Source organism: Allocoleopsis sp., assembly GCF_036703385.1.
GTDB lineage: Bacteria > Cyanobacteriota > Cyanobacteriia > Cyanobacteriales > Coleofasciculaceae > Allocoleopsis.
Window position 1 is genome coordinate 1 of record NZ_DATNPA010000762.1, and the last position, 21,098, is coordinate 21,098.

The 21,098-nt window shown below is 45.2% G+C and carries 14 protein-coding genes and 1 tRNA gene; 10 read left to right on the forward strand and 5 right to left on the reverse strand.

Annotation, left to right across the window (positions count from 1 at the left end):
• On the reverse strand, window positions 1–843 hold an 843-nt coding region (locus tag V6C93_RS35675; protein ID WP_333481441.1), incomplete at its 3' end, for a rhodanese-related sulfurtransferase.
• A gap of 290 nt (window positions 844–1,133) precedes the next feature.
• Here V6C93_RS35675 and V6C93_RS35680 point away from each other — a divergent pair.
• From V6C93_RS35680 to V6C93_RS35700, 5 genes are all read left to right on the forward strand, one after another.
• Window positions 1,134–1,206 (forward strand) — tRNA-Ala (locus V6C93_RS35680).
• Window positions 1,207–1,668: 462 nt separating this feature from the next.
• Window positions 1,669–7,809: a hybrid sensor histidine kinase/response regulator gene (locus V6C93_RS35685; protein WP_333481442.1), complete on the forward strand. Its 6,141-nt coding sequence runs from the start codon at window positions 1,669–1,671 to the stop codon at window positions 7,807–7,809.
• Window positions 7,799–9,769, forward strand: coding sequence for a response regulator (locus V6C93_RS35690; protein ID WP_333481443.1), 1,971 nt, complete (start codon window positions 7,799–7,801; stop codon window positions 9,767–9,769). Before V6C93_RS35685 ends, V6C93_RS35690 begins: the two co-directional genes overlap by 11 nt.
• 93 nt (window positions 9,770–9,862) lie before the next feature.
• Window positions 9,863–11,611 (forward strand): serine/threonine-protein kinase, encoded by a 1,749-nt coding sequence (locus V6C93_RS35695; protein ID WP_333481444.1) that lies wholly within the window; start codon window positions 9,863–9,865, stop codon window positions 11,609–11,611.
• A gap of 250 nt (window positions 11,612–11,861) precedes the next feature.
• Window positions 11,862–12,632 carry a DUF4184 family protein gene (locus tag V6C93_RS35700; protein WP_333481460.1) on the forward strand — a complete coding sequence of 257 codons (771 nt, stop codon included), beginning with the start codon at window positions 11,862–11,864 and terminating at the stop codon, window positions 12,630–12,632.
• An 11-nt stretch (window positions 12,633–12,643) separates the two neighbouring features.
• Here the strand turns inward: V6C93_RS35700 and V6C93_RS35705 are convergent, their stop codons facing one another.
• Entirely contained in the window at window positions 12,644–12,820 is a 177-nt protein-coding gene (locus V6C93_RS35705) for a hypothetical protein (RefSeq protein WP_333481445.1), read from the reverse strand.
• Window positions 12,821–13,000: 180 nt separating this feature from the next.
• Between V6C93_RS35705 and V6C93_RS35710 the strand changes: the two genes are divergently transcribed.
• Together V6C93_RS35710 and V6C93_RS35715 are read left to right on the forward strand one after the other, a co-directional pair.
• Window positions 13,001–14,179: a M20 family metallopeptidase gene (locus tag V6C93_RS35710; RefSeq protein ID WP_333481446.1), complete on the forward strand. Its 1,179-nt coding sequence runs from the start codon at window positions 13,001–13,003 to the stop codon at window positions 14,177–14,179.
• A gap of 84 nt (window positions 14,180–14,263) precedes the next feature.
• Window positions 14,264–14,518 carry a hypothetical protein gene (locus V6C93_RS35715; RefSeq protein ID WP_333481447.1) on the forward strand — a complete coding sequence of 85 codons (255 nt, stop codon included), beginning with the start codon at window positions 14,264–14,266 and terminating at the stop codon, window positions 14,516–14,518.
• A 28-nt stretch (window positions 14,519–14,546) separates the two neighbouring features.
• On the opposite strand, the gene V6C93_RS35720 is transcribed toward V6C93_RS35715, so the two are convergent.
• Together V6C93_RS35720 and V6C93_RS35725 are read right to left on the reverse strand one after the other, a co-directional pair.
• Window positions 14,547–16,079 carry an energy transducer TonB gene (locus V6C93_RS35720; protein WP_333481448.1) on the reverse strand — a complete coding sequence of 511 codons (1,533 nt, stop codon included), beginning with the start codon at window positions 16,077–16,079 and terminating at the stop codon, window positions 14,547–14,549.
• A gap of 182 nt (window positions 16,080–16,261) precedes the next feature.
• The gene (locus tag V6C93_RS35725; protein WP_333481449.1) at window positions 16,262–18,502 is read right to left on the reverse strand and encodes a TonB-dependent receptor; all 2,241 of its coding nucleotides are present in this window, start codon (window positions 18,500–18,502) and stop codon (window positions 16,262–16,264) included.
• A 377-nt stretch (window positions 18,503–18,879) separates the two neighbouring features.
• On the opposite strand from V6C93_RS35725, the gene V6C93_RS35730 reads away from it, so the two are divergent.
• The gene (locus V6C93_RS35730) at window positions 18,880–19,530 is read left to right on the forward strand and encodes a MotA/TolQ/ExbB proton channel family protein (RefSeq protein WP_333481450.1); all 651 of its coding nucleotides are present in this window, start codon (window positions 18,880–18,882) and stop codon (window positions 19,528–19,530) included.
• A complete protein-coding gene (locus tag V6C93_RS35735) occupies window positions 19,514–19,915 on the forward strand; it encodes a biopolymer transporter ExbD (RefSeq protein ID WP_333481451.1) in 402 nt (133 codons plus the stop codon). Before V6C93_RS35730 ends, V6C93_RS35735 begins: the two co-directional genes overlap by 17 nt.
• Window positions 19,916–19,999: 84 nt before the next feature.
• Here the strand turns inward: V6C93_RS35735 and V6C93_RS35740 are convergent, their stop codons facing one another.
• Complete coding sequence (locus V6C93_RS35740; protein WP_333481452.1) at window positions 20,000–20,158, reverse strand: hypothetical protein; 159 nt, start codon at window positions 20,156–20,158, stop codon at window positions 20,000–20,002.
• A gap of 77 nt (window positions 20,159–20,235) precedes the next feature.
• On the opposite strand from V6C93_RS35740, the gene V6C93_RS35745 reads away from it, so the two are divergent.
• Window positions 20,236–21,048 carry an alpha/beta hydrolase gene (locus tag V6C93_RS35745; protein ID WP_333481453.1) on the forward strand — a complete coding sequence of 271 codons (813 nt, stop codon included), beginning with the start codon at window positions 20,236–20,238 and terminating at the stop codon, window positions 21,046–21,048.
• Window positions 21,049–21,098: the final 50 nt, after the last annotated feature.

Consider the following 21,098-nt stretch of genomic DNA (forward strand, 5'->3'; position numbering starts at 1 on the left):
CTGTCGTGCGAGTTTTTCCTCGGTGAGGCGCTCAAAGCAGTAGGGACAGGAAATGCCCTCTTGATAATGAGGTGAGACTTTATCATCTTCAGCAATCGGATGCCCACAACTGCGGCACATTTCATGAGTTCCGGCTTCCAACCCGTGCTCTACAGCGACTCGTTGATCGAAGACAAAACATTCTCCTTGCCACAGGCTTTCTTCAGGTGGAACTTCTTCTAAATATTTGAGGATGCCGCCTTGGAGATGATAAACCTCTTGGAAGCCTTGAGCCATCATTAATGATGTCGCTTTTTCGCAGCGAATGCCGCCAGTGCAGAACATTGCCACCTTTTTATGCTTGGTGGGGTCAAGGTGGGTGCGAACATAGTTGGGAAATTGGCGGAATGAAGCCGTTTTGGGATTTTGCGCTCCTTGGAAGGTGCCAATACTCACCTCATAATCGTTGCGGGTGTCGATTAGGGTTACTTCGGGATCGGAAATTAGCGCATTCCACTCCTGAGGACTGACGTAGGTGCCGACGCGATCGCTCGGATCGATTTCGGGTAATCCTAGGGTGACGATTTCTTTCTTCAATCGCACTTTTAGGCGATCGAACGGGGGAGAATCAGCAGGGGATTCTTTATGTTCTAGGTCAATTAGACGTGGATCGGAGCGCAAAAAGGATAAAACGGAGTCAATCGCCTGACGGGAACCTGCGATCGTGCCGTTAATGCCTTCGGCAGCCAGCAGAATTGTTCCTTTAATGCCTTGGGCTTCGCAGTGTGACAACAAAGTGTCTCTTTTTTCGGCAAAGTCCGGCAACTTGACGAATTTATAGAACGTTGCAACAACTTGAGTCATTTCCCCACTCAACTGGATATGTAGCAATGTTTTACTCGGGTTTCCAACTTAGCCTAGCAAAGGCAAGCTTCTAGGAGGATCAGTAAGACAAGCAAATTTTTGTCGAATGCTCTGTTCGCCAGAGTAACGCATTCAAGCCTGACGATTGGTGCGTTACGGCGAGAGCATAACACACCAATCGTCTTACTTCAGATGATTTGGAGCTAGAAATTTTTTTCTTAGACCCCCTTTTTTAATTGAACCTGAGAAGCTATAATAACGAGAGTGGCTGAAATTACCAGTTACATTTTGGGGGTTTAGCTCAGTTGGTAGAGCGCCTGCTTTGCAAGCAGGATGTCAGCGGTTCGAGTCCGCTAACCTCCATTTTACATTCGCCAATTAAATGTCGCGATTCGCATTCATGTAGTTTCCCAAGTTGCTAGTTATCCGCGCGATCGCACGCAAGTGGATGAGAGCCAGTAGACCACCGCTAAAATTGTTGAGGGCTTAGTATGGAGTTGCGGAACATCCTCGCTACGGCCTAATCTCTAATTTGCCGTAGGCTTCCTAACTCCAGATAAGACATGCCTCGATTCCTTCTCTTTCGAGTCTGTCGCCACTGATTTAGAGGCGCTATATCAGTACAATAACCTACATTTGTTGCCGTTTTCAACCGGAGATTTAGTGGCGGGATATATTCACTAAATCTTTGGCTGCACTCCCCTACCGTTCGATGTAGCAGCGGTGATTAGGGAAAGCTAATTCCGCTAGGGTTGAAAAATTGCTTCCGTTAAGCAATTTTTAAATTTTTAGCAGTTCGTAAATATTCTTGTTGAGAGAACAAAAATGAACCTTACCATTGCGAATTACAAGATTATAGAAGTTATTTATGAAGGTTCCACTACTCGTGTTTATCGCGCTTTGCGAGAACCAGAGCCAATCTCAGTGATTATTAAAACTATCAAATCGGAATATCCAACTATAGAACAGATCGCCCGATTAAGACATGAATATAAAATTATGCAATCATTGGACATTGAAGAAATCGTTAAACCGTTAGCCTTGGAAAGATACAAAAACGGTATAGCGCTTATTTTATCAGATTTTGGCGGAGAAACTCTTACAAAGCATGTTAAGACTAGAAAATTTGAATTAGTTCATTTATTACAAATTATAATTCAGGTCTCTTCAATTCTCGATCAGCTGCATCGAAATCATATTATCCATAAAGACATTAAGCCTCAAAACATTTTAATTAATGCCCAAACAGGTCAGGTAAAGGTTATTGATTTTAGTATCTCATCTTGTCTATCCATAGAAAATCATAGCGTTAGTAACCCCAATCTAATTGAAGGTACCCTCGCCTACATGTCACCGGAGCAAACCGGTAGAATGAACCGCTCAATTGACTACCGAAGTGACTTTTATTCCTTAGGCATTACTTTTTATGAAATGCTGACAGGACAGTTACCTTTTCAAGCTGCTGATCCCCTGGAATTAGTTCACTGTCATATTGCTAAAACACCCCTCTCTCCTATAGAAGTCAATCCTGAAATTCCCCAAACCGTTTCCGATATCGTTATGAAATTATTAGCGAAAACGGCTGAGGAACGATATCAAAGCGCCTTGGGATTAAAGGCTGACTTGGAAGCTTGTCTGAAGATGCTAGAGGAGTCTGACCAGATTTCCCCCTTCCCTGTCGGTCAACTAGACTTATACAGTCAATTTCTTATTCCTCAAAAGCTTTACGGTCGGGAAAAAGAAGTTACTCTGCTCATGGATGCCTTTGAACGAGTCAGCCTTGGGGCAACGGAAATAATGCTAGTCAGCGGTTATTCAGGAATTGGTAAATCTTCGTTAGTTCATGAAGTTCATAAACCCATCGTGCGTCGGCGAGGATATTTTATTTCCGGTAAGTTTGACCAATTCAAGCGAAATATTCCGTATGCTTCTTTCATTCAATCCTTTCAGGACTTAATGAGGCAGCTGCTAACGGAAAGTAGGGACAAAATATCCATTTGGAAAGCCAAACTTTTAGAAGCATTAGGAACCAATGCTCAAGTTATTATTGATGTTATTCCCGAAATTGAACGGATTGTTGGTTTTCAGCCAGGTGTTCCTCAATTGGGGCTAGCTGAATCACAAAATCGATTTAATCGAGTGTTTCAACAATTTATTCGCGTCTTTACCCAACCCACCCATCCTCTCGTTCTATTTCTAGATGACTTGCAGTGGGCGGATTCAGACTCTTTAAGGTTGATTCAATTACTAGGTTGCGATCCAGATAGTCAATATTTGTTGTTAATTGGTGCATATCGCGATAACGAAGTTAGCTCGACTCATCCACTGATGTTGACGTTGAAAGAAATGCACTCATGCAACGCGAAAGTGAACAACATTATCCTCCAACGTCTGCATATTACTGATGTCAGCGAATTAGTAAGCGATACTCTTCGTAGTAATACAGAACAGTCAAAGTCCTTGGCTGAGTTAGTGTTTAACAAAACTCAGGGTAATCCCTTCTTCTTAAATCAGCTACTCAAATCTCTCTACCAAGAAAACCTGTTGTTCTTTGATTTCAATCAGGGTTGCTGGCAGTGGGATGTTGCTCGTATTCAAAGCCTTGATATCACCGAGAATGTCGTTGAATTGATGGTCAACCAAATTCAACGACTTTCGCAGAAGACGCAGAATGTCTTAAGATTAGCCGCCTGCATTGGCGACAAATTTACCTTAGAGGTTTTAGCAATTGTCAATGAGAAATCTCAGCCAGAAACAGCCCATGATTTGTGGGAAGCACTACAATCGGGTCTAATTATGCCCCTTTCTGAGGCTTATAAAATTCCACTGGCACTTGACCTAGAAACATCAACAACTTTGCAGGTTGAGCCATTAAAAATTGGCTACAAGTTTTTGCATGATCGCGTACAACAAGCCGCTTATTCTCTTATACCAGAATCACACAAAAAAGTAACTCATCTAAAAATAGGTCAATTACTTCTAAAAAACACTACGCTGACAGAACGAAAAAGAACTATTTTTGCCTTAGTCAACCAACTGAATCATGGCATCGATTTACTCACCTTAGATTTAGAGAAATATGAGCTGGCTGAACTTAATCTCATAGCTGGTCAAAAAGCGAAAGCAGCAACGGCGTATGAGGTGGCTATCCGCTATTTAAATGTAGGTTTGAGCCTATTGACAGATTCTAGCTGGAATCAGCACTATGAACTAACATTAGCTTTACATCAAGAAGCCGTAGAAGCGGCATTTCTTAGCGGTGATTTTGACCAAATGGAACACCTAGCTGAGATAGTGCTGCAACAAGCTAAAACGCAGTTGGATAAACTAAAAACTTATGAAGTGCAAATCAAATCTTGTGAAGTGCAAAGAAAACTTCTTGAAGCGGTAAAACTTGGTTTACAAGTTCTGGAAATACTAGGAATAAAACTTATTGAATCACCCACTCCATTAGATATCCAGACGGCTATTGAGGAAACAACAGCAAATTTAGCAGGAAAAGACACAGAAGATTTAATTAATCTGCCGTCAATGACAGATACAAATAAGCTAGCGGCGTTTCGGCTCATAGCAAGTTTAGTTCCTGCTGCCTATCAATCTGCACCTGCACTCTTTATTCTCATGGCTTGCCAGGAAGTGAATTTATCTATTCAACATGGAAATACTCCTTTGTCAGCTAGTGGATTTGCTGATTATGGAGTGGTTTTTAGTGGGTTGTTACAAGATATTGATAATGCTTATAAATTTGGACAATTGGCTGTAATTCTCTTAGAACGTTTAGATACTCGTGAGGTAAGAACTCAGACCTTATTTAAGATTGCAACATTTCTCATGCATTGGAAACATCATGTCAGAGAAAGTTTACCTCTTTTAGAAGATGCTTACTTGAGCGGATTGACCAATGGAGATTTAGGAAATACTGGATACTCAGCCGCTTATAAATGTCAATATTCATATTGGAGTGGACTGGAACTAAAAAGCCTTGAACAAGAAATGGCTAGTTATAGCAAGGCAATTGCTAAAATTAATCAAGAAACCGCTTTAAAATGGCATCAAATATTTCATCAGGCCGTTCTGAACTTAAGAGGCTCGGCGGAAAACCCTTGCTATTTAAGGGGGAAAGCTTACAATGAAGAGCAATTATTACCCTTTCACATTCAACTCAATGAGCGAACCACAATTCACTATGTATTTCTGAATAAATTAATCCTGTGTTATCTATTTGGTGATTTTTTTCAAGCTGTGGAAAATGCTAACAATGCCGAGCAGTATTTAGATGGAGTAAGCGGCTGGTTCATTGTGCCATTGTTCTATTTCTACGATTCTTTAGCACAACTGGCGATATATCGATCTCTGCCAGAATCACAACAAGAACACCTCTTGAGGAGAGTATTGAATAATCAAGAAAAGATGCAAAAATGGTCAAACCATGCTCCAATGAATTTTCAGCATAAGTACGAGCTTGTGCAGGCCGAGAAAGCGCAGGTATTGGGACAAATTGTAGAAGCTATGGATTTTTATGATCGCGCGATCGCAGGAGCTAGAGAACAAGAATTCATTCAGGAAGAAGCACTAGCCAATGAACTAGCCGCGAAGTTTTATTTCTCACTAGGTAGAGGCAAGGTCGCGAAAGATTATTTAAGTGAGGCTTATTATGGTTATGTTCGCTGGGGAGCCATTGCAAAACTTAGGGATTTAGAAGCTAGATATCCTGAAATTTTTTCCCAGATACTGAAGCAGTCAAATAGCCATTTAGAGGTGACTATTACCCCGGAAGTTGGGGTTATGGGGAGTTTTCAGATTCTGGATTTTGCCAGCATCACGAAAGCCTCACAAGTTCTTTCGGGGGAAATCGTCCTCAGTAAGTTGCTGACGAAGTTAATGCAGATTGCAATCGAAAACGCTGGTGCAGAAACAGGATTTCTGATTTTAGAAAAAGCAGGAAAATTTCTTATCCAAGCATCCGGTAGAGTCGATCAAGATGAGGTAACGGTTCAGCAGTCTCTTCCTGTAGATACAAGCCAATATCTACCAATATCAGTGATTAATTATGTTATCCGAACACAGGAATACGTTGTTCTTAATGATGCCACCCATGAAGGATTTTTTACGACTGACCCCTATATCCTCAACCAACAACCAAAATCCATTTTATGTACACCAATTTTCAATCAGTGTAATCTCATTGGTCTGCTTTATCTGGAAAATAATCTAACACCAGGAGCTTTTACACCAGACCGATTAGAAGTTTTAAAGCTCTTATCTTCTCAAGCGGCAATTTCGCTGGAAAATGCTCGTTTGTATAATGATTTGGCACAAGCCAATGCTAGCTTACAACGCTCTCATGAGCAATTAGCCGAGTATAGCCGGACACTGGAGGCAAAAGTTGAAGAGCGAACGCTGGAATTACAGGAAAAAAATAGACACCTGCAACAGGAAATCCGCGATCGCAAACGAGCTGAAGAAGCCGCTGGCGAAGCCAACCGTGCCAAGAGTGAATTCCTCGCGAACATGAGCCATGAACTCCGCACCCCTCTCAATGGAATTTTAGGGTACGCCCAAATCTTTAAAAAAGACAAAACCTTAACTGAGCTGCAAAAAAACGGAATTAGCATCATTCATCAGTGCGGTGAACACTTGTTAACGCTAATTAACGATATTTTAGATGTTTCTAAAATCGAAGCCCGGAAAATGGAACTTTTCCCAAAAGATTTCTATTTTTCAGATTTTTTGCAACAAATTGCGGAAATTTGCCGAATTCGTGCCGAACAAAAGGGTCTTGTATTGATTTACGAAACCTTGACTCCACTTCCCAAAGTAATCAGAGCCGATGAGAAACGATTGCGGCAAGTTTTGGTTAACCTACTCGGCAATGCGGTTAAGTTTACGTACAAGGGTCGTGTAACCTTCAAAGTCGGCTACATAATGGAAACTGGGGAGTGGGGACTAGGAAGTAGGAATGCCAATACCCTCTTCCAAAGGGCAACATCCCCAATGCCCAAGCTCCGTTTTCAGGTAGAAGACACAGGTATTGGCATTGCACCGCACCAATTAGAAGAAATCTTTTTGCCATTCCAGCAGGTGGGCGAACACAGTCGGGAGACAGAAGGAACTGGCTTGGGACTAGCAATCAGCCGTCAATTAGTTGAGATGATGGGTACATCACTGAAAGTAAAGAGTACTCTAGGAGAAGGGAGCGTTTTCTGGTTGGATTTAGACTTGCCTGAGGTAGACCAAGGAGCTGATATTGCCAAAGTAGATGAACGCCATATTATTGGGTTCAGAGGCTCTAAACGGAAAGTTCTGGTGGTAGATGATAAGTGGACAAATCGCTCTGTCCTGATCAATCTGCTGCAACCTTTGGGGTTTGAAGTGATTGAAGCGACGAATGGTCTAGAGGCTCTTGCCAAAGCGCGTGAGTTGAAGCCTGACGTAATCTTAATGGATTTGGTCATGCCTGTGCTTGACGGCTTTGAAACCACCCGTCGAGTCCGCCTCTTGCCAGAGCTAGAGGGGATAGTTGTGATTGCCATCTCCGCCAGTGTTTTTGACTTCGATCGCCGACAGAGTCGGGAAGTGGGTTGCGATGATTTTCTCCCCAAACCCGTCCGGGCAGAAGATCTGTTAGACAAATTACGACTTTACTTGGGGCTGGAATGGGTTTATGAGAAGTCAGGAGTCAGGAGTCAGGAGTCAGGAGTTAGTGGTAAAGAGCAATGGATCGAGGACAACCCACAACTGACAAGTCCGGAATCGACCGCTTTACCAGCAGAGGAGCTTGAGGTTTTACTCAATCTCGCCATGATGGGTGACATCAAAGGGATTGTAGAACAAACCGCACGCATTGAGGCATTAGATCCAAAATGGGTGCCGCTCGCCACCCATCTCCGTCAACTCGCCAAAAGCTTTAAAGGAAAACAAATCCTCGAATTATTAAAAAATATGAAGAGGCAAAATGAGCGCTGATACGACTAATGAAGGAGTCATCTTAATCGTCGATGACACACCAACTAATTTAGAAATGCTCTTTGATTTCTTAGCCCTTGCTGGGTTCAAAGTCTTGGTTGCTGAAGATGGCGAAAGCGCGATCGAGCGAGCCGAATATGCCCCACCTGATCTGATCTTGTTGGACGCGCTCATGCCGACAATGGATGGGTTTGAAACCTGCCGCCGTTTGAAAGCGAATAAACTAACCAAAGACATCCCCGTGATTTTCATGACCGCGCTGTCTGAGACAGGGGATAAGGTTAGAGGGTTAAATCTTGGTGCCGTGGACTATATCACCAAACCGCTTCAGCATGAAGAAGTTTTAGCGCGTGTCCAGCTCCATTTACGCCTGGGCAACTTGACGAAAACACTCCAAGAGCAAAATCAGCGTCTGGAACAGGAAATCCAGCAGCGCCATCGCTGGGAAGAGAAAATTCAGGAACAAGCGGCTCTGCTGGACATTACAACGGATGCAATTCTCGTTCAAGACTTGGACAACCAAATTTTATTTTGGAACAAAGGGGCGGAACGCGTGTATGGTTGGACAGCCGAAGAAGCGATCGGCAAAAATGTCCTAAGACTCTTGTATCGCGAAGCCTTATGCGATATCGAAAATCCCTCAGAGCTTGTGGCTGAGTGTGGCTCTTGGCAAGGTGAGTTGCGTCAAGTGACGAAACAAGGTCAAGAAGTCATTGTGGCAACGCGCTGGACTCTCGTGTGCGATGAACAGGGTTTACCCAAATCTATCCTAACGGTCAACACGGACATTACCGAGAAAAAACAACTCGAAGCACAGTTTCTCAGAGCTCAGCGCATGGAAAGTCTGGGAACCCTAGCCAGCGGCATTGCTCACGACCTGAACAATGCACTGACCCCGATTATGATGACGGTTCAACTGCTGGAAACAAAACTTGACGATGAGCAGAGCCAAGAGTGGCTTTCCATCCTGGAAACCAACGTTAAGCGAGGGGCAGATTTGGTTAGACAAGTCCTGTTGTTTTCCCGAGGGCTCGAAGGTCAGCGCACCAACCTCAAGGTAGAGAAATTAATCGCAGAAATTGAGCAGATTGCTAAACAAACCTTTACCAGAGCGATCGAGATTCACACCGAATTACCAACACAAAATCTTTGGACGATTTGTGGAGAAGCCACTCAACTTCACCAGGTGCTAATGAACCTCTGCGTTAATGCTCGCGATGCCATGCCAGAGGGCGGTAATTTGGAGATTTCGGCGACAAATTTGTGGGTTGATGAGAGCTATGCCCGCATCAATCTAGACGCTAAGGTCGGGCCTTATGTTGTAATTACGGTATCCGATAGTGGAATAGGTATTTCTAGAGAAATTATCGATAAAATTTTTGAGCCCTTTTTCACCACCAAAGAACTGGGGAAAGGGACAGGGCTGGGTCTTTCAACCGCGATCGGCATTATCAAAAGTCACGGCGGTTTTGTCAACGTCTATAGCGAAGTGGGGAAAGGAACCGAGTTTAAGGTGTACTTACCCGTCACGCAAACCAGAGAAACAGATTGTATCCCAGCAGATCATCACGAATTACTCGCAGGGCACGGGGAATTAATTCTCGTGGTAGATGACGAAGATTCAATTCGTGAGGTTAGCCAAACTTTGTTGGAAACCAATGGCTACAGAGTTTTAGTGGCGAGTGATGGAATAGAAGCTTTAGCCGTATATACGCAAAATAAGGAAGAAATCAAGGCGGTTTTGATTGATATGATGATGCCATCGATGGATGGGCCAACGACGATTCGTGTGTTACAAAAAATTAACCCACAGGTCAAGATTATTGGTGTCAGCGGATTAGTATCGAACCATAAGTTGATTGAACTCGTTGGAAGTAGCGTCAAAACATTTTTGCCAAAACCTTACACCTCACATGAATTGTTGAAAAATCTACAAGCCGTTCTCAACAGTGAGCAGTGAGCAGTGAGCAGTGAATTATTTCTGCCAACCTGGTCTAGGTATTCCCCCCTGCTTGTTGTGTAGAATCGAGGGGCACTGTGTATCTAGGTCGTTGTGCATCAGTCTGTTGCCCAGGCAGTTCACTGTATTAATCCTGATTGTCCCCGCCCTTATCCCCAGCCTTGGGGGAATAAGTTTTGTAATGGCTGTGGTGCGTCTCTGGTATTGAATAATCGCTACATTCCCCTCCAGAAGTTGGGGACGGGGGGTTTTGCGGCTATCTACACCATTTGGGATATGCGGTGGAATAAAGAGCAGGTGCTGAAGGTCTTGGTGGAAACGGCACCGAAGGCGTTACAGCTGTTTGAGCAAGAGGCTTTGGTTTTACAACGCCTGAAGCATCCGGGTGTCCCCAGAGTTGAGAAAGATAGCTACTTTACGGTGAGACTGGGTTATCCCCCCGATCGCTTACTCTCCTGTTTGGTAATGGAGAAAATTAACGGTCAGACGTTGGAGAATGTTTTAAATGACCATCCTCAGGGGTGTTCCGAGCAAGCGGTGCGGGATTGGCTCTACCAGGCGGCGGAGATTTTAGGTGAGTTGCACCGATCTGGGATTATTCACCGGGATATTAAACCCTCAAACTTGATGCTGCGCGAGGGCACGGGTCAGTTGGTGGCGATTGATTTTGGGGGAGCGAAACAATTCGGCTCGATGTCGATGGGTTCTCAAAGGGTTTCGACGCGCTTGGTTTCTCCTGGTTACAGTCCGCCGGAGCAGATTATGGGGGAGGCTGTCGGGCCAACAGCGGATTTCTATGCACTGGGTCGAACCATGATTCAGTTGCTTACGGGTCAGGAGTTGGAGGATTTGCAAGACCCAGACACTGGGGAGTTACGCTGGCGATCGCAGGCGGTTGTAACACCTGCCCTCGCTGACTTACTCGATGATATGGTACGGCTCGACCCCCAACAACGCCCAGCCACGGCGGCTCAGATTCAACGGCGTTTGGATTTGAGTTATCCAGTCAGCAGGCAGCCGACTTCGCTACCCACCGTGTCGTTATCGGATGCGATCACGGCTTTCCTCGATCAGGGGCTGGCGGTAGCTGAAAAGGTGCTTGGGGCGTTCGGTCAAGGTGCTGTGAGCCTCGTGCGTTTTGTGTTTCGCGTAGTTGCTGGCGTCATCCTCGCTTGTCTGGATACCACCTTGGAAATGGTGTTAGGGGGACTGGGAGCCGCTACGGGGGCTGCCCTTGGGTTTGTTTTGATCAACTGGAGTAACGTAGGCGATCGCTTTATGGAGTGGATCGCGCCACAAATCCTGCTTGTGTTTCCCACTCTTGGGATTACAGCGTGGCGAGAACTGCTAATGTTTGCGATCGCGGGATCGGTCACGGGCTGGGGGTTGACGTTGGCAGGGGGATTTGGTCAAGAGAGGCGTCCAATCATAGCAGGAGTTACAGGACTTCTCGGCTATAGCGTCGGATGGTTCCTGTGGCAGGCGTCGATGTCTCCCATAACACCAAACCTAATGTCTTCTGCACGACCGGAACGGTTACTAGGATGGGTCACTGCCGTTGCGGTTGTTCCCCTAGTGTTGGGGTTGGGGCTACCCAGCCATTACCTCGTTCACGCCTTAGTTGCAGCCGTAGGTACGGGTACGATGTTGGGGGGTTTAGTCTGGCTAAACATACTGCCGATGCAGATTCTGTTGGAAATCTTTTCTCGCTCTAATGCCAGTTTGCCTGATTTCATCTACACTGTTGCTTTTTTTTGTTTGTGGGGTGTCATCCTGGGATTCTGGTTGGGAGTGAGTTATTACATCCTGGTTCCTATACTGCGTTGGTTAGGTTGGCGCTAAGAGCCTATCTGAAAAAACTCGGAGTCATGCGATCGCAAAACTGATTTTCCAGAGCTTTGTATAAAAAGCAACTCCACCAGCTCGCTACTTTACGTAAAAACCGATTGTGACAGTAGAGGGTGCGGAAAGAGGGTTAAAAGCTTTACATGATCAGGATTTCTGCGAATTTTACTCAAAACCCAACAAGCTACCCCAGAGTAAGCTAAAGACAAATGGAATCAGTAAAAGAGTTAGGTTGCTAAGATCAAATATGCCTTTTACGCTCGCACATCCCATAGCAGCAGCTCCGATTTGGTTATGCTCGAAAAGAAGACTAGATTTGCCAAGCCTCTTCGTTGGGTCGATAATTCCCGACATTGAATACTTCTTGACTTTACAACCCAATAGAACAATTGGACATACGCTTCTAGGATTATTAATTCAAGGGCTTCCTTGTTCGATAGTACTCTTATTAATTACTCGTTATGTTTTGATGCGCCCATTCTTGGCTCTTCTTCCGCAGCAAGTAGCTCAACGATTTCCAACCCCAAAGAGCTACTTTAATTTACAATTTGTGCATCTTTTTAATGTTGTAGTGTCAGTTCTGATTGGGGCAGCTAGCCATCTAGTTTGGGATGATTTTACTCATGAGGATGGCTGGTTTGTCGCTCATTCAAAGCTGCTTCAATCTCAGCTTGGGTCTATACCCATTTATTATTTAATTCAACATGGGTGTGGAGTTATTGGAGTTTTCGCTCTGTTTTTATGGCTAGCAATTTGGCTAAATCAAGCTAAGCCTTGTAACCGTGTTGAAACATTAGCCACTCGCTGGAGAGCTTTAACAATCATCTGCATTGCTCTATGTACTTTCGTCTTTACTTGGGTCGCTGTAGAGATACATTATATTGGAGGTGAAACCTTCATAGAGACGTTCGTCAGAGCAGTGCTTGGTTGTATTTCTGGATTATTTATAGGATTATTGCTGTACTCCACAGTATTTTGGATACTAAAGAGTTTCAAACCCTTAAAGACGTTCGGATAAGAATTAACGACTTAGTTCGGCTCTAGCCAGAATTTCAGCCAAGTGAACGCGGCTAACCCTGAAAGGGCGACAGCTATCAGGGGTAAACCTAGACTCAGACGCAGTGTATCCGGCATCACGGCAACGCCTGAAACTGTAACGGCAAAGTACCCTAAAAGCACCTTTTGTAAGCGCTGTACAGTTTTCAATGTACTTCGACTACTTGTAGTTGCACTACGCTACACTTGGGGTCTTCGCGGCGATTAAGATAAATTAAGACTTACGCAAAATTTACTTGAGACACGAACAGTAGCAGTGGGTGCAGCCGACACACCCTAAATTTAGAGTAGCTGCGTAAGTCCGGATGCAGTCGCAGGAAGAACAACTCCATGCTTTCTCGTATTAAAGACTTAGCTGAAAAACTAGCACCACGCCTGATTGAAATCCGGCGTCATCTTCACTCCCACCCTGAACTGAGTGGACAGGAACAGCAGACAGCGGCTTATGTTGCGGGTGTGCTGTCTTCCTGCGGTATCGTCGTCCAAGAGGCGATCGGTAAAACCGGGGTAGTTGGCGAACTGGTGGGTGGTACGGATGACCGCTTGGTGGCAATCCGCACGGATATGGACGCGCTACCCATCACCGAACGCACCTGTCTTGAATTCGCGTCCCGCAAGCCAGGAATTATGCACGCCTGCGGTCACGATGTCCACACGACAGTTGGGTTAGGCACGGCAATGGTGCTGTCCCAGTTGGGCGAGATGCTACCGGGTAATACCCGCTTTTTGTTCCAAGCAGCAGAGGAAATTGCCCAAGGTGCCAATTGGATGGTGCAAGATGGGGCGATGAATGATGTGAGTGCGATTTTTAGCGTTCATGTGTTCCCCTCGATTCCCGGTGGTTCGTTAGGGATTCGTTATGGGGCGTTGACGGCGGCAGCGGATGATTTAGAAATTTTTATCATGGGAGAGTCGGGTCATGGTGCCCGTCCCCATGAGGCGGTTGATGCGATTTGGATTGCTTCGCAGGTGATTACGACGCTTCAGCAAGCGATTAGCCGCACTCAGAATCCGTTGCGACCGATAGTCTTGACAATTGGACAGATTAGTGGTGGAAGAGCACCGAATGTGATTGCCGACCAAGTGCGATTGGCGGGAACGGTGCGATCGCTCCATCCTGACACTCATGCCGATTTACCGCAGTGGGTGGAAAAGATTGTCGCGAATGTTTGCAACATGTACGGTGCTCGTTACGAGATTAACTACCGCCGAGGAGTGCCTTCGGTACAAAATGATTTAGCCCTCACTCAACTTTTGGAAGAGTCCGCCAAAGAAGCTTGGGGAAGCGATCGCGTTCAAATCTTACCCGAACCCTCGATGGGGGCTGAAGATTTTTCCATCTATCTACAACATGCCCCTGGTACCATGTTCCGGCTGGGTGTGGGGTTCCCGAATAAGCCCAACTACCCACTGCACCACCCTCAATTTGAAGTGAATGAGTCTGCGATCGTGACGGGCGTGGTAACTCTCGCCTATACAATCTACCAATATTGGCAGAGACGCCGTTAGGATGTTCTACCTACTGAGAGATTAGCCCTAGCAAACGTTTCGACTAATCTAGGGTTAACTCGAAAACAGGAAGAATCTAAAGCTATGGCATCCTCTACTCGCCTCAAAGGTTTGGAATTAGTTGATTGTGCAAGAGCTAATGCTAAGCAGGGAATTGAAACGGCGGCCGTTCAGTGTGGTTATGGCGATGAACTTAATGCTTTTAGTCAAGAACTGAAGAACGCTTGTAGTGAGATGGGCGTTACATTTAACGAACTCACTGACCTCATTACAGAACAAGATGCTCTGATTAAAACTGAAGGTGAGATTGTTGCCCCAGAAACGGAAACCATACTCTAGAACTTCAAGCGAGTCTGTCAAGTTCCACTTATTTATTACTACTACCAAAACCAGCCGCTTCAGGTGCTGATGTACTTTCTCTGGAACTCGGTTCTAGTTCAGTTTGTCTTGGTTGGGAGCCTGGTGACTCTTCTGATCGGTTTCCAAACTGGGGGATATCCACTGTTTCAGGGTTTCTTCGCGATTCTTCTCTTCGTTGCTGGCGCTCTCGGTTTTGGCGCTGTCGTTGTGAGCCTTTCATCTCAAAGGAAATAGTTGCATTAACATTTTGGCGGTTACTAGAAGATGGAGCGAATCGCCATCGTTGTACGGCTTCAAGCGCGGCTTGATCGAGCTCCTCGTTACCACTGGATGTGGCAATGCGTACATTTATGGTGTGACCCTTTTCATCGATATCGAAGGAAAGTTGCGGCTCTCCTTCTATGTCTTGCTGTCGAGCGTTGCGCGGATAGTCGGGCTTAGGGCATTGGCGGCAAATTAATCCACGGGAACTCGAACCCATACTCGATCGCTTTGGTTCATTTCTTTGGGAGCTAGGTTTGGCATTGACTGAGCCTGTAGCGATCGCTGAGTCACTTCCTGGTTGATTCCCGTTGCCGTTACCTGTGCCGGTGCCGTTCCCTCTACCTGTACCAGTACCGTTGCCGTTACCTGTGCCGGTGCCGTTACCTCTACCTGTACCAGTACCGTTTGCGTTACCTCTACCTGTACCCGTACCTGTACCTGTGCTACTTGCTATGCTGTTTCCTAAACCCTCACCCATGCGATCGCGCTCACCTCTGCTGATACCCCTTGAGTCATCGCGTCCCAAATTTCCTGTTGCTTTCCTCTCTCTTTCTGTATTAGTTGATGAGTTTGCATGGGCTCCCGCTACTTTCTTCTCTGCGGAATTAGGGCTTTGTGTGCCAAGATTTCTCGGCTGCTCTCTTATCCCCTCTAGGGGGTTTTCTTCTTGAGATTGCTGATTTTTTTGGGGAGACGGAACATTCGCCGTAGTTACTGGCGACTTAACAGGATTAGCTTGCGATTTGGGTGGGGATGAAGGCGTTGGTGTTGGGTTTTGGGCTAGTTCTTGCGGTTTTTCTGGCTCCGGCTTTGGTGGGATTACAGGGGAATAATTACCTGTATCAGATCGCTGCCCTTGACGCTCACTGACGGGTGATTGTCTGGGAAACGCTGTCTGGGTTGGCTGTTGCGATCGCCCAAAGGGCAGCGCCAAAGGCGATCGCGTCCCTCTCGACTCACCACCTCTACCACCCTCGACAGAGGAACCTCCTCCCTCCCCACCTGCCCTGCCGCCGAGGATAGAGGAGCCTCCTGCTGAACCTGATCGAGTTTTTTCGTATTTCACCGATTTTTCTTGAGGCTGGGTTGGCTCAACAACAACCACCTCAATGGGTTTAGCTTCCGATGTATACGCTCGTGTCCAAGACAGGGTTGCTCCTAAAATTAGCAGCGCCGCATGTAGCAGTCCCGAACCTACAAGGCTGAAAGCGAGAAAAGATTTCAGCTGTTTGGTTTCCTTTTCTCGTTGTTGTGTACAAACGTTTGATAAGCTCATGCCCTGCGTACCCTCCCCGATCAATTTTGGTAATTGGTAGAAATGGACTTACCCAATTAATCCTTACCCATTTTCCACTAATCTAGGACTTATGCAAAAGTTGGCTCAAAATGTGTTTAATAAATCACAGAGGCACAGAGAAAAGAGAGAAAACAGAGGAGTTTGCGTAAGTTTTATAGTCATCAAAAACTGCTTTGTAAACCAATGCGGAATGTTAGGCCGGGTTGATAAATTCGATTTGCTTTTTCGTAAGTTATATCTGCTAAGTTTTCTAGATAGACGACTAGCCCGATATTTCTAGTGATAGGAACACGGGCGCTCAAATCAAGATTCACCCAGGATGGAATGAAATCTGTAGTACTTTCATCAGGATTGGTAAAGAAGGCTCTACGGGCACCACTGTTGTAACTCACTAAAAAATTAAGCTGCCACCCAGCCGATGCATAACCGATACCGAATTGGGCTACCGAGTAAGGAACCATTGCTAACTGTAAGCCCTTCTCTGAACCCGATTCAATCTTCGCATTAGTATAGGTGTAGTTGAGAAAGCTTGACAACTCTGGTGTCATTTGCCAGCGAAGCGCTGCCTCGAATCCGTTGGTACTTACAAGACCAATATTTGCCCATCGGCCTGCTAGTATTCCCAGGCGGTCATCCAAACGGCTCCCGAAGTAGGTAAACTGTCCGGTCAAACTCGAAGAAAAACTGACATCAAGCCCTGCTGTCCAAGAAGAGCCTGTTTCTGGTTTTAAGTCAGGGTTGGGCAACCAGTTATGAACCGTGTCATAGATATATAACTGGTCTAGACCAGGGTTGTTCTGTAGCAAAGCCCAACTTCCGCGTACAGCTACATTTGGGGTGATAGCCCACCGTGTTCCAACACTGGGATTTAAATAACTACCAAATTCACTATTAAAATTCTGTCTCAGCCCCAAATCTATCTGGAAGGTATCGGTGAGCTTCCAGCTATCTAAAGCGAATAACGCGGTATTTAATCTATCTCTATTTTCAGTTTCATTCAGAGCAATGCGATTTGGATCTGTACTCAACACATCACCATTTAAAACGTTATTTTGTAAATCAACGCCCCAAATCAGTTTATTGTTAGGAGTGATTTGCCATTGATGCTCTACTCTCGCTGTAATGGCTTGTGAATCTAAGGTGCCTGTACGGGAATAAATGTTTTGAGTTGGGCCATAGGTGTTGAAGAAATCTTGGTTATAGGCGAGTGTAGCCCTGAGTACAGAATCTTCACCGCCACCTAGCAGGGTTTTCCAAGAAAGACCGATGTTGAAGGCATCGTGGTCTAGTCGGTCTCTTTGCAGTGGAAAACCGAAATAGATTAGACCTTTACGACTGGTGATTTTATAAGCATCTAAACTAATTGTATTTCTAGAATTTAAATCGAATGTGAGACTACCAAAATAATTGCTAGTAGCGAAATCACCATTAAACAAACGACCTTCTGAGTCGCGATTGGCTGCACCAACCGGGACGTGATAACGGTTATCTGCCTGGTTTTGCTCATAGCCAACGTTGAACTTTAGGGAACCAGTGGAACCACTATAGCTAGCCCGATAATTTAACTGATCATAAGAGCCATATTGTGTTCTGAGGTCTAGTTTAGGGATTTGTTGACCCTGTTTTGTAATAATATTGACCACTCCCCCGAAGGCTCCTGAACCGTACAGAGTGGAACTTGTCCCACTGGATAATTCCACCCGTTCAATTGCACCTACTGGAATACTATTTAGGTCGGTCGTGCCATGATAAGTGTTGATATTAGTACCGATTGGTCTGCCGTTGATCATGAATACAGACTGATTGATCGAAGCTCCTCGGTAGTAAGTACCTGTATGAATATCAGCTCCCTTTCCGACATTATTGACAGCAAATCCCGGTAAACTTCTCAACACTTCTGCTGCACTATTATTCCCTTGTTTTTGGATTTCTTCTTCGGTAATGGTGTACTCTGGAGCAGAATTTTCCGGGAAAATATCTCTCTCCCCCGTCACCGTAATTTGAATTTTATCTTCTCCCTGCGTAGTACTGGGTTGGGTTTCGTTTGTGGGGGTATCTGGCTTTGCTTCGTTATCGGCTTGTTTGGTTTTTGATGGCGTCGCTTCTATTTGTTTCGTTTGGGTGGGACTGAGTTCGGATGGGGTTGATTCCTGAACGAGAAACTTGGCGCTGGTTTGAAGATGCTCTATTTCACTGAGTCGAGGGATATCTGTAATAAGCCTCTGTGAGGGTGAAGCTGCTGCTCTAGCAATGAGCGAGGATGGAATAGATTCACGTTCGTCACTCGTCTGTGTTGAATTGATGTCGTTGGTATCTATCAGGGAAGTTGATTGTCCAATCGCAACTGGCACAATTCCACAGCTGAGCAGAGCAACACCAGGCACAAGAAGATGCAATTTCATGCTTGATTTATTTAATTAAAAGACGCCTCAAACCACACTGTCTGGCTTCTTTAGGCAAGCGCTAATGGGTTAAATTTCGCGTTTCCAGCAAAAAGCCATCAGTAATATTAAGTAAAGCTCCTATTTATGTCAAAAGACAGCTTGTCAAAGTCAAAGCTTTGTTTAAATAAAAAATATGTAAAGTACATTAATTTTTCATCTATGTCAAAAGACAATCTGTCAAACTTTAATGGTAGTGCTTCGCGATATACTAAACGAGCTAAGATACTTGACAATTACCAGGAATAGAATTGATTATTTGAAAGGTTTGAGCAGCTTTTCTTTAGGAATATTTCCTTAGGATTAACTGAGAGTGTTAAATCTCTAAAAAAGATGGCATGAAAGCGAGTAATTGGTTTGAGGCGTGTGGAATCGTCGCATGGCCGCTCTTAGCATTTTCAATTGTGGGACTTGCCATGATTGCAGAGCGGCTGTGGTTTTGGTTTCGAGTTAATCGTCGGCAAAAGCGCGTGGTTCGAGAAGTACTCAGACTGTATCAGCACGATTCAGATGTGGCGATTAGGAAGCTGCAACAGAATGCTGATTTGCCGATCGCACGGATTTTTCTGGAAGCTTTAGAACTCAACCACCCCAGTCCAGAGAAATTTCGTATCGCCCTAGAAAGTGCAGCACAAGCTGAAATTCCGACACTGAAGCGATTTAGTACAGCCTTTGACACGATTATCTCCCTTTCTCCCCTACTCGGATTATTAGGAACTGTTTTAGGTTTGATTACCTCTTTTGCTGCCCTCAATATTGGTGATGTGGGCGGTACTAAAACAGCAGGCGTCACCGCTGGTATTAGTGAGGCACTTGTTTCTACAGCTTCAGGATTGGTAGTTGCTATCTTTACGCTGATGTTTGCCAATACGTTTCGCGGGTTTTATCTGCGACAGATAGCGCTGATTCAGGAGTATGGTGGGCAAATCGAATTGCTGTATCTCGATCGCTATGAACAAGGAGAGGTATCCCATGCGTCTACCCGATGAACCGGAAATCCCCTCCCAAATCAACATCGTGCCGATGATCGATGTGATCTTTGCGATTCTGACTTTTTTCATCGTCTCAACCCTATCTTTAACCCGTTCGGAAGGACTGCCAGTCAATTTACCGAAAGCGGCGACGGTGGAAACTCAACAAACGGCTCAAATTAATGTGTCCATTACTCCTGATGGGCAAATAGCGCTGAATCGCGCACCGATTGAGTTGAATAATCTAGAAGGTGCGGTAGGTCAGTTGATTGGGTCAAGCGCTGAATCTCTAGTGGTTGTTAATGCGGATGAGAAGGTTTACCACGGTCGAGTGATTGCAGTCATGGATCGGTTGCGTAAGGTTAAAGGAGCAAAGTTAGCGATCGCTGCTCAAAAACCTTAGTTCTCAATATACTCTCAAGCGTTGCTGAATAGTGAAGCGGTTAATCGACCCAATCATTCCGGTTGAGGTCGGTTTTTGCTTGTCCTATGTAATGAAGATGGTTCGCTCTCTCGTGCAGGCTGAGAACTGGGGAGCATTAGCGATCGCCTCTTCTCTCCCTAAACCAAAACCGTCTAGCCTGAAATCAATGCTATTCAACTGACGATAGCACACCCGTCTCTCCATGACGTGAAAAGTCAGCATAGATTTCTTGTGCTATGCTCGGCGAACTCTATGCTCTGTAGTTCGTTCGTCCAGCCAAGATTCTAGGAGGGTTAGCTGTGTCAGTCATTCAAGTCAATGGAATCGATTTGTACTACAAGATTCAAGGTTCTGGTGAAAACGAGTCATTACTGTTAATAGCAGGGTTTGATAGTGACAGTTCAACTTGGGCTGCAATGATGCGATCGCTCGTTCAGCAGTATCAGGTGATTCGCTTTGACAACCGAGGAATTGGGCAATCTTCTGCGCCAGATAGTCCTTACAGCATCAAACAAATGGCAGCTGATGCAGTTGCATTGTTGGATTACTTGAACATTTCTCAAGTCCATGTGGCAGGTCATTCGATGGGTGGGCAAATTGCTCAAGAACTAGCTTTGGCACATCCAGAAAAAATCCAAAGCTTGATACTTTTCTCATCTTGGGCAAAGGGAGATGGGAAGTTCAATTCACTGATTGAACTGTTTGGCGACTTGACACAGAAATTAGAGGGAGCGCTTTATCAGAGGGTTTTGTTGCCTTGGCTGTTTACCGATGCCTTTTATTCAACTCCAGGGATAATGGAGCAACTGATCAACTGGATTGAGGATTACCCGTTTCCGCCAACCCCTCATGGACTCTATCACCAAAGCCGAGCCATCCTTGGCAGTGATACTAGCGATCGCCTTGCAGACATTCACGGCCCTACACTCGTTATGGTTGGCAAGGACGATATTGTGACTCCGATCAGATTTTCCGAGCAACTCGCTCAAGGCATTCCCAATGCTGAACTCGTTATCCTTGAGCAGGGTGGTCATGCCTTTGTAGTAGAGTCGGCGGATACTGTAGCGAAGGTAATGCTTGATTTTTTGGAGAAGCATAAGCAAGGTACCTGAATAGCATATGAGGAATAACTACACAATTTTTATTAACTTCACTTCCAATT

What these genes read in the sequence shown, in the direction of transcription:
- V6C93_RS35685 (WP_333481442.1), top strand. Translation starts at nt 1,669, where the DNA reads ATGAACCTTACCATTGCGAATTACAAGATTATAGAAGTTATTTATGAA.
- V6C93_RS35690 (WP_333481443.1), top strand. Translation starts at nt 7,799, where the DNA reads ATGAGCGCTGATACGACTAATGAAGGAGTCATCTTAATCGTCGATGAC.
- V6C93_RS35700 (WP_333481460.1), top strand. Translation starts at nt 11,862, where the DNA reads ATGCCTTTTACGCTCGCACATCCCATAGCAGCAGCTCCGATTTGGTTA.
- V6C93_RS35710 (WP_333481446.1), top strand. Translation starts at nt 13,001, where the DNA reads ATGCTTTCTCGTATTAAAGACTTAGCTGAAAAACTAGCACCACGCCTG.
- V6C93_RS35715 (WP_333481447.1), top strand. Translation starts at nt 14,264, where the DNA reads ATGGCATCCTCTACTCGCCTCAAAGGTTTGGAATTAGTTGATTGTGCA.
- V6C93_RS35720 (WP_333481448.1), bottom strand. Translation starts at nt 16,079, where the DNA reads ATGAGCTTATCAAACGTTTGTACACAACAACGAGAAAAGGAAACCAAA.
- V6C93_RS35725 (WP_333481449.1), bottom strand. Translation starts at nt 18,502, where the DNA reads ATGAAATTGCATCTTCTTGTGCCTGGTGTTGCTCTGCTCAGCTGTGGA.
- V6C93_RS35730 (WP_333481450.1), top strand. Translation starts at nt 18,880, where the DNA reads ATGAAAGCGAGTAATTGGTTTGAGGCGTGTGGAATCGTCGCATGGCCG.
- V6C93_RS35735 (WP_333481451.1), top strand. Translation starts at nt 19,514, where the DNA reads ATGCGTCTACCCGATGAACCGGAAATCCCCTCCCAAATCAACATCGTG.
- V6C93_RS35740 (WP_333481452.1), bottom strand. Translation starts at nt 20,158, where the DNA reads ATGCTGACTTTTCACGTCATGGAGAGACGGGTGTGCTATCGTCAGTTG.